This is a genomic window from Herbiconiux dendrobii, assembly GCF_052048175.1.
Classification (GTDB): domain Bacteria; phylum Actinomycetota; class Actinomycetes; order Actinomycetales; family Microbacteriaceae; genus Herbiconiux.
Genome location: NZ_JBLZQV010000001.1, coordinates 290,993 through 304,071, shown reverse-complemented (window position 1 = coordinate 304,071; position 13,079 = coordinate 290,993). Strand labels below are relative to the sequence as shown.

General features: G+C 69.1%; 13 protein-coding genes. 3 read left to right on the top strand and 10 right to left on the bottom strand.

Annotation, left to right across the window (positions count from 1 at the left end; all coding sequences use genetic code 11):
• Positions 1-2 precede the first annotated feature (2 nt).
• The 4 genes from ACN4JJ_RS01400 to ACN4JJ_RS01385 all read right to left on the bottom strand — a co-directional run bounded on the left by ACN4JJ_RS01400 (position 3) and on the right by ACN4JJ_RS01385 (position 4,021).
• Complete coding sequence (locus ACN4JJ_RS01400; RefSeq protein WP_440708118.1) at positions 3-1,028, bottom strand: 2,5-dihydroxypyridine 5,6-dioxygenase NicX family protein; 1,026 nt, start codon at positions 1,026-1,028, stop codon at positions 3-5.
• A complete protein-coding gene (locus ACN4JJ_RS01395; RefSeq protein WP_440708117.1) occupies positions 1,025-2,020 on the bottom strand; it encodes an LLM class flavin-dependent oxidoreductase in 996 nt (331 codons plus the stop codon). Before ACN4JJ_RS01395 ends, ACN4JJ_RS01400 begins: the two co-directional genes overlap by 4 nt.
• Positions 2,021-2,072: 52 nt before the next feature.
• Positions 2,073-3,281 (bottom strand): M20 family metallopeptidase, encoded by a 1,209-nt coding sequence (locus tag ACN4JJ_RS01390; RefSeq protein ID WP_440708116.1) that lies wholly within the window; start codon positions 3,279-3,281, stop codon positions 2,073-2,075.
• A 95-nt stretch (positions 3,282-3,376) separates the two neighbouring features.
• Positions 3,377-4,021 (bottom strand): GntR family transcriptional regulator, encoded by a 645-nt coding sequence (locus ACN4JJ_RS01385; protein WP_440708115.1) that lies wholly within the window; start codon positions 4,019-4,021, stop codon positions 3,377-3,379.
• Between the two features lie 210 nt (positions 4,022-4,231).
• Between ACN4JJ_RS01385 and ACN4JJ_RS01380 the strand changes: the two genes are divergently transcribed.
• Both ACN4JJ_RS01380 and ACN4JJ_RS01375 read left to right on the top strand, forming a co-directional pair.
• Complete coding sequence (locus ACN4JJ_RS01380) at positions 4,232-5,728, top strand: aldehyde dehydrogenase family protein (RefSeq protein WP_440708114.1); 1,497 nt, start codon at positions 4,232-4,234, stop codon at positions 5,726-5,728.
• A gap of 114 nt (positions 5,729-5,842) precedes the next feature.
• Complete coding sequence (locus tag ACN4JJ_RS01375; RefSeq protein WP_440708113.1) at positions 5,843-6,505, top strand: GntR family transcriptional regulator; 663 nt, start codon at positions 5,843-5,845, stop codon at positions 6,503-6,505.
• Between the two features lie 19 nt (positions 6,506-6,524).
• Here ACN4JJ_RS01375 and ACN4JJ_RS01370 read toward each other — a convergent pair whose 3' ends face one another.
• Positions 6,525-6,863, bottom strand: a complete 339-nt coding sequence (locus ACN4JJ_RS01370) for a HepT-like ribonuclease domain-containing protein (protein ID WP_440708112.1) — start codon at positions 6,861-6,863, stop codon at positions 6,525-6,527.
• A complete protein-coding gene (locus tag ACN4JJ_RS01365; protein WP_440708111.1) occupies positions 6,860-7,312 on the bottom strand; it encodes a helix-turn-helix domain-containing protein in 453 nt (150 codons plus the stop codon). Before ACN4JJ_RS01365 ends, ACN4JJ_RS01370 begins: the two co-directional genes overlap by 4 nt.
• A 149-nt stretch (positions 7,313-7,461) precedes the next feature.
• On the opposite strand from ACN4JJ_RS01365, the gene ACN4JJ_RS01360 reads away from it, so the two are divergent.
• Positions 7,462-8,766, top strand: a complete 1,305-nt coding sequence (locus tag ACN4JJ_RS01360; RefSeq protein ID WP_440708110.1) for an NtaA/DmoA family FMN-dependent monooxygenase — start codon at positions 7,462-7,464, stop codon at positions 8,764-8,766.
• Positions 8,767-8,774: 8 nt separating this feature from the next.
• Here ACN4JJ_RS01360 and ACN4JJ_RS01355 read toward each other — a convergent pair whose 3' ends face one another.
• Genes ACN4JJ_RS01355 through ACN4JJ_RS01340 form a run of 4 tightly spaced genes read right to left on the bottom strand, consistent with a single transcriptional unit; the run spans position 8,775 to position 13,079 of the window.
• Positions 8,775-10,256: an SDR family NAD(P)-dependent oxidoreductase gene (locus ACN4JJ_RS01355; protein WP_440708109.1), complete on the bottom strand. Its 1,482-nt coding sequence runs from the start codon at positions 10,254-10,256 to the stop codon at positions 8,775-8,777.
• Between the two features lie 48 nt (positions 10,257-10,304).
• Positions 10,305-11,381, bottom strand: coding sequence for an LLM class flavin-dependent oxidoreductase (locus ACN4JJ_RS01350; protein WP_440708108.1), 1,077 nt, complete (start codon positions 11,379-11,381; stop codon positions 10,305-10,307).
• On the bottom strand, positions 11,378-12,184 hold the full coding sequence (locus ACN4JJ_RS01345; RefSeq protein ID WP_440708107.1) for an ABC transporter ATP-binding protein: 807 nt from the start codon (positions 12,182-12,184) through the stop codon (positions 11,378-11,380). Before ACN4JJ_RS01345 ends, ACN4JJ_RS01350 begins: the two co-directional genes overlap by 4 nt.
• A 1-nt stretch (position 12,185) precedes the next feature.
• Complete coding sequence (locus ACN4JJ_RS01340; protein WP_440708106.1) at positions 12,186-13,079, bottom strand: ABC transporter permease; 894 nt, start codon at positions 13,077-13,079, stop codon at positions 12,186-12,188.

Sequence of the window (13,079 nt, the reverse complement as noted above, 5' to 3'; positions counted from 1 at the left end):
CTCTAGTTCACGAGTTCGCCGGCCACGATGCGCGGCACACCGTCGAGGTAGACGGTGGCGTCGCGCATGACGCAGTCGAGGTGGGCGGGGGCGTTCACCGTGCCGCCGTAGGCGATGGAGTTGCCGAAGGCGATGTGGGCGCTGCCCTTGGTGGACTCGGTCTCCATCGGCACGCCGCAGACGGAGCCGTTGGGGTTGAGGCCGACGGCCACCTCGGCGAGGTTGGACATTCTCGGGTCGGCGACGCGGGCGATCATCTCGGCGAGTCGCTCCCCCTCGGTACCGCGGAAGGCGGCGCTGTCGAGGCCGATCAGTTCTCCGTCGCGGATCTCCAGCGTCACGGGCGAGGAGACCGGACCCTTGCCCATGAACAGGAAGTCGCCGTCGATCACCACCACCCCGTGCGATGAGCCCTCGACCGGCGCGGTGCCGGACTCGACATCCGGTGGCGCCATGTAGTCGCCGGGATTGCGGGCCACCCCGGTGAGCGCGCGGCCCCTGCGGCCCTGCACGGAACCCCGCAGATCGGTGCCGGCCGGCGTGGTGATGCGGTAGTCGGATGCCGCCTCCCAGGCTCGGGCGAGCGTGAGGGTCGTCTCCACCAGGGCGTCGAAGTCGACGTCGAGCGGTCCGCCGAGGCGGAACGTGCCGGCCTCGACCGCCGGCATGGCGAGATAGCGACGCCCCGCCGCGGTGGCGTTCTGCCGGGCCCGGCTCGAGCCGATGAACACGCTGGTGAGCTCGATGCCGGCATCGGCCGCCAACAGCGCCTCGGCCACCGAGGCCGGCGGCTCGGTGCCCGGCACCACGAAGGTGGGCACCTCCACCACGACCGGCACCGCGCGCCGCTCGACGAGCCCGGCCGCGAGCGCGGCGACGACGGTCGCATCCGTCCCGCCGTCGCGCAGCAGCACCACCCGCTCCCCCGCGGCGACTCCGAGGCAGGTGTCCAGCACGCGCGCCACGGTCGCCTCGGGGAGGAGGGCCGGACCGGCTGCATCGCGGCCGGGCGCATCCGGAACCGTCATGCCCGGCTCACGATGTCGGCGTAGGCCTGGATGGTGGAAAAGCGGCTCTCGACGGTTCCGCCGATCGGGAACACCGTCATCGAGTCGATGCCGAGGCCCTCGAGGGTGGCGATGTGCTCGCGCACCGTCGCCTCGCCGCCGGCCAGCGCCATCCGGTACACGAACTCGTCGGGCAGCAGCTTGGCCGCCTCCTCGGCCTCCTGGAACTCGCCGCCGGCGTAGAGCGCGCGCACCTTCTCGATCAGGTCCTTCGAGAGGCCCGCGAGCTCGCAGTACATCGGCGCGGTCTGCGGGAACCAGGCCGCGATCGTGCGGGCCGAGGCCAGCGCGGCCTCCTCGTCGTCGCTGATCTGGCCGTAGGCGAACACCGAGATCTGCGGGCGCTCGGAGCGGCCGGCCATGTCGACCCCGCGGTCGATGTGCTCCAGCGCGTAACGCAGCCCGTCGGGATGGAGGCCGGCGAGCAGGATGACGCCGTCGGCCACACGACCCGCGAGTTCGAGCGTCTTCGGACCGGAGGCTGAGATGTAGACCGGGATGTCGGGCCGCTCCGGGGGAAAGCGCATGTGCGCGTCGTCGAGCTCGAAGCCGCGCGCCTGCCAGCTCACGCTCTCGCCCGTCCAGAGCCGGCGGGCGGCCTCGATGGAGTCCTCCAGCAGCGCGAGCCGGGCCGGCTTGTAGCCCAGCGCCTCCAACGGACGGTCGCCCGCACCGATCCCGTAGATCGCGCGCCCCTTCGAGATCTCGTCGATGGTCGAGATGGCGACCGCACCGAGGGCCGGATGCCGCGTGACCGGGTTGGTGACCGCGGTGCCGAGCGTCATCCGTGTGGTGCGGAGCGCGGCGATGGTGAGGTACGAGTAGGAGTAGCGGGAGTGCAGCGACGAGTCGGTGAGCCAGAGCTCGTCGAGCCCCCATTCCTCCGACTTCTGCACGATGTCGCCGAAGGTCTCGGGATCGTAGGCCGGCTGGAGGGCGACGCCTGAGCGCATGGAGAACTCATTCCTCCCGGCACGGGCGCGCGCCCGGCCGGGGTCTGGTGGGTCAGTCTTCGAGCAGAGCGTAGGCCGCGAAGGCGGCGTACACCTTGGTGGCCTCGACGATGTCCTCGATCGAGAGGTGCTCGTCGGGGCAGTACACCGGCTCGCCGCCCGGTCCGAAGATGATGGTGGGGATGCGGTCGCCGAAGCTCGCGGTGTCGCCCAGCCAGCCGGCCACCTGCAGCTCGGGCTCGGCGCCGTCGCGCACCGACCGCACCGCGCGGATCATCAGCTCGGTGACCTCGGCATCCGGTTTGGCCAGGTAGCCCGACTTCACGTCGGCCAGCACGACATCGGCTTCGAAGCGGGGCTCACGCTCCTTGGCCTTCACCAGGCAGCGCTCGATCTCCTCGCGCACCTCTTCGAGGGTGACCCCCGGCTGCGGGCGGCAGTCGACCCGGATGACGCACTCGTCGGGGATCATCGAGGGGCCTCCGGGCGGCAGGCCGCCGTAGACGCGGCCGGGAGCCATGAACGTCTCACTGCCGAACAGGCTCGACACCCAGTCCTCGAGCTGCGGTTCGAGCTTGGAGGCGTCGAGCTCGATGATGGCGTGCGCCGCGAGCATGTTCGCGTTCACGGCCAGCGGCTTGTGGCAGGTGTGCGCCGAGACGCCGCGCACGATGATGTCGTAGTAGTAGCGGCCGCGGTGACCGAGGAAGATCTCGTTGTCGCTCAGCTCACCGAGCACGCAGTAGTCGGCGTCGTACTCGTCGAAGTAGGCGATCGAGCCCAGCTGGGCCCCCATGTGATCGGAGACGGCGGCCATGGCCAGCCGGCCTTTCACCGGCAGGCCCGAGGCCCGCACCGCCTCCATCGCGACGATCTGGCAGACCAGAGCCGCTTTCATGTCCATGATCCCGTGCCCGTAGATCGCGCCGTCGATGATCTCGCCCGAGAACGGCTCGGTGCGGGTCCAGCCGTGCGACACCGGCTTGGTGTCCATGTGGCCGGTCAGCACGACCGTCTTGCCGGGCCCGAAGTCGAGGTGGCCGATGGCGTTGGGCCGATCCGGCACGACCGGCTGGGCGCGGGCGTCTTCGAAGCCCGACTCGGCCATCAGGCGCACGAGGAAGTCGGCCAGCGGACCCTCGTCTCCGAGAACGCTCGGGATGCGGCAGACGTCTTGCACCAGCTGCACCAGCCGGTCGACGTCGATGTGCTCGGCGACGATTCCCGCGACATCCTGGTCGCTCTTGACGAGGTCGGTCATCCGACGCTCCTCTCTGATTAGATCTGATGTCTTAGATCTTATCTGCGAGGAGGCGCGGATCGAGCCATCCGCGAGTCGATCACGTAAACAGCTTGTTACGGCGCCTGGAGCACCTGCACCGAGCCGATGTGCTCGCGCATCGCCGCGGCCGCCGCCACGGGATCGCCGGCCGCGATGGCCGCCGTGATCACGCGGTGGAACGCCAGGGATTCACGGAAGCGCTCCTCGCTCGCGCCCCGCTTGCCGATGCGCTTGAGGTGGATGCTGAGCCGGTCGAACACGTCCGAGAGCAGCCGGTTCTTCAGCATGCCGAACAGGATGTCGTCGAAGGCATCCAGCCCGGCCGACGCCGTGGGGATGTCGCCGGCATCAAGAGCGCGCTCGGTGAGGGCCACGTTCTGTTCGAGCGCCTCGAGCACCTGAGGATCGCGGCGCGAAGCCGCCCGGCGCACGCACTCGGTCTCGAGAACGCCGCGCGCGTCGAACAGTTCGCGCACCGCGTCGGGGGTGTACTCCCTCACCCGCGCTCCTCTATAAGGAGCGATCTCCACCAGACCCTCGCGCTCCAAGCGCACCAGCGCCTCGCGGATGGGCGTCTTGCTGACGCCGAACAGCGCCGAGAGCGCCACCTCGCGCAGCGACTCCCCCGGGGCGAACACGCCGTCGACGATCCTGTCGCGCAGGCGCCGGTAGACGACGTCCTTCACCTGGACGGGCTCGAGCGATTCGGTGGTGGACACGGTGGACACGGTGGCCGCTTTCGAGTCGTGCGCCGCAGGACGACGCCGTTGTTTTCAGATCTGAGATCTTTTCTGTCTTCGCTATCCTGTCATCCCGGTGACCCCGGCGCGTTAATTCCTTGTAACGGCGAGGATGCAGGATTGCTCGGGGCGGCATCCGAAGCCTAGGCTCAAATGAGATATCAGATCTTTTATTGAGCAGGAGCCCTCATGCCGGTACTCAGCGACCTCGTCCTCCCCGAGGTGCGCCGCTTCCTCGACCGCGAACACGGGCTGATCATCGGGGCCGAGCAACGGCCCGCGAGCGATGGCGCCACGATCGCGGTGTTCGATCCCGCGACGGGCGCCCCGCTCACCGAGGTCGCCGCCGGCACGGCCGCCGACGTCGATGCGGCGGTCGCCGCCGCCCGCGCCGCTCTCCCCGTCTGGAACGCGCTCGCCCCCGGCGAACGCGCGAACCTGCTCTGGAAGCTCGGCGAGGAGATCGAGCGCCGCGCCGAGGAGTTCGGCCAGCTCGAGACGCTGGACAACGGCAAGCCCACGGGCGAGTCGACCGTGCTGGACGTGCCGCTGGCCGGCTCGCTGTTCAAGTACTACGCGGGCTGGGTCACGAAGATCGAGGGCTCCACCATCGCGCCCTCGTCGGGGATGGACTTCCACGTGTTCACCCGGCGGGAACCGGTGGGCGTGGTGGGCGCGATCATCCCGTGGAACTTCCCGCTGCTGATGTGCGGCTACAAGCTGGGCCCGGCGCTGGCCGCCGGCAACACCCTGGTGCTGAAGCCGGCCGAGCAGACCCCGCTCTCGGCCCTGCGGCTGGTCGAGCTGATGCTCGAGATCGGCTTCCCGCCCGGCGTCGTCAACGTCGTGACCGGCGACGGGCCGGGCGCCGGCGCTCCCCTCTCCCGGCATCTCGACGTCGACAAGATCACCTTCACCGGCGAGAACGCGACCGGGCGCAAGATCCTCGAGGCCTCCGGCGGCAACATGAAGCGGCTCTCGCTCGAACTGGGCGGCAAGTCGCCGTCCTTGATCTTCGCCGACGCGGATCTGCAGAAGGCGATCGACGGCACCTTCGGGGCCGTGTACTTCAACCAGGGTCAGTGCTGCATCGCGGGCGCCCGGGTGTTCGTGCACTCCTCGCTCTACGACGCCTTCGTCGACGGGCTCGCCGCCCGCGTGGCCGGCGTGCAGCTGGGCAACGGTCTCGATGCCGGCACCACGATGGGTCCGCTGGTGAGCGGTGAGCAGCGCGACCGGGTCGACGGACTGATCGCCTCCGGCATCGCCCAGGGCGCCACCGCCGTCGTGGGCGGGTCGCCCGTGACCGCGGCCGGACTCACCGACGGCTACTTCGTGCAGCCGACCCTGTTCACCGACGTCTCGGCCGAGATGGACATCATGCGCAAGGAGATCTTCGGCCCGGTGGGGATGGTCGGCCGCTTCGACACCGAGGAGGAGGCGCTCGCGCTCGGCAACGACACCGCGTTCGGACTGGCATCCGGGGTGTGGACCCGGGATGTGGCCCGCGCGCACCGCATCTCGGCCGGACTGCACGCCGGCGTGGTGTGGGTGAACACGTACGGCATGTTCGATGTGGCCATCCCCTATGGCGGCTTCAAGGCAAGCGGCTACGGGAAAGAGCTCGGGGCCGAGGCGCTCGAACCGTACCTGCAGACCAAGACGGTGTGGATCGACCTCAGCTGAGGGGCGTCAGCCGGCGGATCGGCCCGTCGCGTGCGCATCGGGGGTGTCGGCGCATCCGCGACCCGCGGGCGTGTCAGGATGGTGCACACACCATCCGAGACCCCGGGAGCTGCCATGTCCTTGACCGGCGACGAGCGCGTCTCGCCCTTGCAGGTCAAGGACCGTGTGTACGAGCGGTTACGCGAAGCGCTGATCGACCAGGTCTTCGCCCCGGGCGAGCCCCTGCGTGAGGCGACGCTCACCGAGATGTACGGCGTGTCGAAGACGCCGATCCGCGAGGCGCTGGTGCGGCTACAGCAGGACGGACTGGTGGAGATCGCCGCCTATCGCGGCGCCCGGGCGTCGTCGTACAGCGCGGCCGACCTCGCCGAGATCTTCGAGGCACGCGAGATCCTCGAGGTGGAGTGCGTGCGGCGGGCCGCGGCGGCCCCCGGCTCCTCGACCGCGGAGCGTCTCGCCGCCACGGTCGACTCCGCCGCCTCGGCCGTCGAGCGCGGCGAGCTCGCCGTCGCCGCCGCCAGCCTGGACGAGTTCGACGAGGTGCTGTTCGAGCAGCTCAAGAACGCCCTGCTCGACGAGATCCACCAGCGCCTCAGCATGCACCTGCGCCGGGTGGGCCGGGTCAACCTCTCCGCCGACTCGATCGCGCGCTCACTCGCCGAGCACCGCACCATCATCGCCGCGGTCGCCGCCCACGACCCCGATGCCGCCGACGCGGCCCTGCGCGCCCACCTCCACTCGGTGCAGACCCAGCAGCTCGAGGCCCTCGGCGTCTGACGCCCCGCCGAAGTGCCTCCTATGAGGGCATGAGCGACGAGGCGATCCGCGGAAATTGCACCGCGATCGCCTGCCACAGGATCTCCTCATCCGTGCCGTCGTAGTCATGGGCGATGAAATTGCGCACCGCGCGGAGCCCCCGCCAATCGATCTCCGGATGCGCTCCGCGAAACGATTCCGGCAGGCGGTCGGCCGCCGTGGACAAGTCCATGACGAGCGATCGCGCGATCCGCCTCTGATCGTCGTCGTCCGGATCGGCGAAGCGGCCGTGCCCGCGCTCGACGACGCGGCGAGCTGACACCGCGAAGCGCTCGATATCGGCCAGAATCGCCGGTACCCGGTCCAGGCCTTCGGTCATAGTGGGATCGCCTCGGCGCGGATGATGCGCATCGCCGGTCCCGTTCCCCTGTCGGAGACCACGTCGACGTTGACCCCCAGAAGTTCTTCGACCTCGGCCATGAACCCGGCCACGTCGAAGATGGAGGCCTCCGCCTCCGGGTGCACCAAGAGGTCGACGTCGGAATCGGATCCGGCCTCGTCGCGTGCGACGGACCCGAACACCCGGACATCACCGATCCGCCGTCGGGCGGCCGCGCTCAGGATTTCGTCTCGCGCCGCTCGCACACGCGCCAGCGTAGGCAGATCGAGGGCAGCCCCCAGCCGCTGCATCGTCTCCGTCGCCGGCACGCGGCGGTCTCGTTCATAGGCGGCGATGTTGGGTTGCGGCACGCCCGATCGCAGGGCGAGCTGCCGCTGCGACAGACCGGCCTCAAGCCGTCGTCGCCGAATCTGCTGCCCGACGCTCATATCACTCACACCCCGATGATAGCGGTCCGATATCGCGCAGGGGGAGAGGCGGTCCACACTTCTCGAGGCCGTAACAGCGACGAAACACGGTGACGCTTCAGCGCGGCTACGTTTGAGATATCAGATCAGGTATCTCAGAAGGAGCGCTCGTGAGCCCGTTCCACCTCGGATTCTTCACCGCCTTCGCGCCCGACGAGTGGAACGGGCCGATGGCCTCGGGCGGGGGCGACTTCTGGACCGGCGACTTCTACGTCGAGCTCGCCAAGAACCTCGAACGGGCCTGCTTCGACATCCTGCTGTTCGAAGACGCCATCGCCGTGCCGGACAGTTTCGGCGGATCCCGCGACGTCTACCTCGAGCACGCCTTCGTGGCGCCGAAACACGATCCGGTGCCGCTGACGGCCGTGATCGGATCGCACACCCGGCACATCGGCGTCGCCGCCACGATGTCCACCACCTGGAACCGGCCCTACTCGGTGGCGCGCCTGGCCTCGACCATCGACTCGCTGACCAACGGGCGGTTCGGCTGGAACCTCGTCACCACCGCGGGCGCCGGCATCGCCGAGAACTTCGGCATCGACAGCTATCCGGGGCACGACGAACGCTACGAGATCGCCGACGAGACCGTGACCATCGCGAAACAGCTCTGGGACTCCTGGGCTCCGGATGCGGTGGTGCGCGACCACGCGACCGGCGTCTACGCCGACCCGGCCAAGGTGCACGAGATCAACTACCGGGGCAGGCACTCCTCCTCCCGCGGCCCGCTCAACACCGTCCGCTCGCCGCAGGGGCAGCCCGTGCTCATCCAGGCCGGCTCCTCGTCCGCAGGGCGCGACTTCGCGGCCAAGCACGCCGAGTGCATCGTGGCCACCGAGCGCGGACCCGAGGCCATGAAGGCGTTCCGCGACGACATCCGGCGCCGTCTGGTGGAGCACGGCCGGCATCCCGACAGCTGCAAGATCCTGTACCTCGTGACGCCGATCGTGGCGCGCACGGATGCCGAGGCGCGCGGCCTCTACGACGCCATCCTGGCCACTGAGCGGTCACAGCTGGACATCCTGGCGCGGATGTCGGGATGGACCGGCCACGACCTCTCGGTCTACGACCTCGACCAGCCGCTGCCGCCGATCCACACCGAGGGCAGCCAGGGCATCCTCGAGCGCCTCGCCCAGTGGGGCAGCGGCAAGACCCTGCGGCAGTGCATCGTGGAGATGGGCTTCTCCAGCGACAGCGTCGACCTCATCGGCTCGGCCGAGACCGTCGCCGACGAGATGGTGGAGGTGATGGCCGAGGTCGGCGGCGACGGCTTCCTGATCGAGGCCCCCGGCTTCCAGCCCAGCCGCGCCTTCGCGGTGAGCATCACGGATGCGCTGGTGCCGGCCCTGCAACGCCGCGGCGCCGTCCGCACCGCCTACACGGGCATGACCCTCCGCGAGAACCTGCTCGCCTTCTGAGGCTCAGCTCACCAGGAGCTGGGGGCGTAGTCCTTGAGGAAGACGCCGAAGAGGTCCTCGCCGGCTTCGCCTCGCACGATGGGGTCGTAGACGCGGGCGGCGCCGTCGACCAGGTCGAGCGGGGCGTGGAAGCCCTCCTCGGCGAGGCGCACCTTGGTGGGGTGCGGGCGCTCGTCGGTGATCCAGCCGGTGTCGACGCTGGTCATCAAGATCTGATCGGTCTCGAACATCTCGCGCGAGCTCGTGCGGGTGAGCATGTTCACCGCGGCCTTCGCCATGTTGGTGTGCGGATGCCCCGGACCCTTGTACCCGCGACCGAACACGCCCTCCATCGCGCTGACGTTCACCACATAGCGACGAGGCGACGAACTCGCCGCCATCGACGGCCGCAACCGCGAGATGAGGATGAACGGCGCCGTCGTGTTCGCCAGCTGCACCTCCAGCATCTCCAGCGGATCGACCTCGTCGACGTGCTGGGTCCAGGAGTTCACGTCGTGCAGGTCGGGCACGAGTCCGCCGGCGTCGATCGCGGTGCCGGCCGCGTGCCGCTCGAGCGAGCTCGAGCCCGGCGCCATCGACTGCGCGGTCAGTTCGTCGGCCTTGGCCGCGGCCGCCGCGAGGATCGGATGCGCACTCACCGACTGCGCCAGCGACAGCGGATGCTCGTCGTTGGTGTGCCCGAAGGTGACCAGCTCGGGCAGCGGCCCGTTCGGCAGCGGCGCGAGCTCGGCATCCACCAGCGGCTGGTAGGCGCCCGGGGAGCGCCGCACGGTCTGGGTGGCGTTGTTGATCAGGATGTCGAGCGGCCCGGCTGCGGCCACCTCGTCGGCGAGGCCGATGACCTGCGCCGGATCGCGCAGATCGATGCCCACGATCTTCAGCCGGTGGATCCACTCGGCGGAGTCGGGCAGGCTGCTGAATCGGCGCACGGCATCCCGCGGGAAGCGCGTGGTGATGGTGGTGTGGGCGCCGTCGCGCAGCAGTCGCAGCGCGATGTACATGCCGATCTTCGCCCGGCCCCCGGTGAGCAGGGCGCGCTTGCCGGTGAGGTCGGTGCGCGCGTCTCGCTTGGCGTGGCTCGTGGCCGCGCACGCGGGGCAGAGCTGATGGTAGAACCCGTCCACCAGGGTGTACGGCTGCTTGCAGATGTAGCAGTTGCGGGCCTTGAGCAGGGTGCCGGCGGCGCCCGCCGTCGTGGCGCCGCCGATCGGGATCCCGCGCGTCTCGTCGTCGATGCGGTCGGGGGCGCCCGTGGCCGTGGCCGCGATGACGCGCTTGTCGGCATCCGCGATCTCGGCGCGCAGCTCGCGGCGACGCTGCACCTTGACGGCCTTGAACATCTTCGCGGTGGCGCGGCGCACGGAGACGAAATCCGGATGCTGCTCGTCGAGCTCGACGATCTGCGCGATGACCTTCAGCGCCACCGCCAGCTCGTCGGGATCGATGGCACGGCGCTGCGGATCGGGGCTGTCGGGGTTGTCGGTGGGCACAGCAGATTCTACGTCGAGCCGCGAACCGGGCCGTCTCGAGCCCGTGGCTCAGGCGGCGATACGGCCGAACCCGCCGCGCACGAGGGCGGGCATGATCTCCTCGCCGAGCGCGGCGAGGTCGTCTTTGAAGTCGGGCATGATGAACACCGCTCCGTCGACGTCGGCGTGCTCGATCATGTCGGCCAGCTGCTCCGCGATCGAGTCGGTCGATCCCGCGACCGTGCCGGTGGAGATCGCCGTCGACGACGCCCAGTTCTCGTTGTCGGGGTTGTAGGCGGTGGGGTCGTGCGACACGGCGCCCCACTCCTTCGCCATGTTCGTGATGGCCACCAGGTCGCGCCCCTCGTTGTAGTGGTCGATGCGGCGCTGGGCGTCGGCATCCGTGTCGCCCGGGATGATCATGAACACGCAGTAGGTCTTGAGCTTGTCGCCGTTGGCCTGCGAGATGGACCGCGCACGCTGCCCGATCGAGATCACCGAGTCGCGCGAGGTGCCCTCGAACAGCACGCCGTCGAGGTTCTTCGCCACGAAGGCGAGCCCGGTGTCGGAGGTCGCCGCGCAGATCATCTGCGGGATGCCGCCGACCGGCTTCGGGTCGCTCTGGCAGTCCTCGAGGGTGAAGAACTCGCCCTCGTAATCCACCGATTTCGAGGTCCACAGCGCCTTCACGATCTCGACCCACTCCCCCGCCCGGCGGTACTTGGCCGCGTTGTCGAGGTCGAGACCGAGGCCCATCTGCTTCTCCGACATCCGGTTGCCGCCGGCGACGATGTTGAGGCCGGTGCGTCCGTTCGAGATCTGCGACTGCGTGGCCACCATCTTGGCGGCGACGGCCGGATGCAGCAGGGCCGTATTCACCGTCGACCACACGCCGATGTCGGTGGTGGCCTGGGCCAGGCCCGCACTGGTGACGAGCGACTCGAGGTTGACGTCGAAGTGCTTGGACACTCCCCCGTACCCGCGCCAGACCGCCTGCGAGAGGGTGAAGTCGAAGCCGAAGCGCTCCGAGTCGCGCGCCACCTCGAGGTTGTAGGCGTAGCTGCCGTCGAGCTCGGGGATGTTGCCGGAGGGGATCCAGCCGCCGCTGCCGACCGGCATGAAGATGCCGTACTCGATGTCTTTCATGAGGAGTGTGCTCCGTTCTGCTGGGCGAAGGCTTTTCGGGATTCCTCGTGGAGCACCTCGATGAGCTGCTCCTCGTAGGCGACGAACTCGGGCGAGGTGACGAGCGACAGCTCGCGCGGGCGGGGCAGCTCGATCTCGAGCTCGAGGCGCACGGATGCGGGGCGGGCAGTGAGTACGATCACCCGGTCACTGAGGTACACGGCCTCGCGGATGTCGTGCGTGATCATGACCGCCGTCCAGGAGTACTCGCTCCAGACGCCCTGCAGCCAGTTCTGCATCTCGATCCTGGTGAGCGAGTCGAGCGCACCGAACGGCTCGTCGAGCAGCAGGATCTCACGGCCCTGCACGACCGTGCGGAGAAGGGCGGCGCGCTGCCGCATGCCGCCTGAGAGCTCGTAGGGGTGGGAGTTCTCATAGCCCGCCAGACCGAAGGTGTGGAAGAACTGCTTCGAGCGCTCGAGCGCCTTCTTCTTGGGCATTCCCTGCACCTCGAGACCGAGGGCGCCGTTCTCCACGATGGTGCGCCAGGGGAACAGCAGGTCCTTCTGCGGCATGTAGGCGAAGTGCTCGCGCTGACCGACGGCGTTCTGCCCATCGACCCGCACCTCGCCGGCATCCGGCAGTTCGAGGCCGGCGATGATGTTGAACATCGTGCTCTTGCCACAGCCCGAGGGGCCGATGACGGCGACGAATTCTCCCGGCTGCACCGAGAATGAGACGTCGTCCACCACGTGACGGCTCTCACCGCCGCCGAGGTCGAACTCCTTCTGCAGCCCGACGAGCTGGATCCTGGGGGTGCTCATCTCAGCGGTCACCTCGCGCCTTCCTCTCTTTGAAGCTCCACGGGATGACCAGACGCTCGATCACGAAGGTCAGCAGGTAGAGGGTGATGCTCAGCACGGCCGTGACGGCCACTGCGGCCAGCACCAGGTCGGTTCGGAACGCGTTCTTCTGCGTGCTCATGAAGATGCCGAGCCCGGACTGCGCTCCGACGTACTCGGCGAAGATCGCGCCGACCACCGCGTAGGTGATCGAGATGCGCAGCGCCGTGAAGAAGGAGGGCATGGCCGAGGGGAGCCGCACGAAGGTGAACTCCTTCCAGCGGCCGGCGCCCATGCTGCGCAGCAGGTTGGAGGTCTCGCGATCCGCCTTGTTGAAGCCCTCGATCAGGCCGACGACGATCGGGAAGAAGGTGACCAGGGCGACCACCAGGATCTTCGGCAGCAGCCCGAAGCCGAACCAGATGATCATCAGCGGCGCGATGGCGATGATCGGGATGGTCTGCGAGGCCACCAGCAACGGCATCAGCCCCCGGCGCAGCACCCCCGAGAAGTCGATCGCGATGGCGATGATCCAGGCCACGATCAGCGAGAATGCGAAGCCGATCAGGGTCACCTGCAGGGTGGAGAGCGTGTGACCCCAGATGATGTCGGCGCGCTCCAGCCCCTCCACCACGACCCGCGACGGGGCGGGCAGCACCTGCGGGCGCACCCCGGCGACGGAGACGCCGACCTCCCAGATCACCACGAGCAGGGCCACGATCACGATCGGCGGCAGCACGCTGCCCCAGAACGAGCCGCGGCGAGCGCGCTTCTTCTTGACCGGCTTCGACGGCGGGTCTGCCTGCGTCGGGCGAACGGCGGGCGTCACGGCGCCGGCGGCCGGCGGTGCCGGCTTTCGATTCTCGAGACTGGTCAT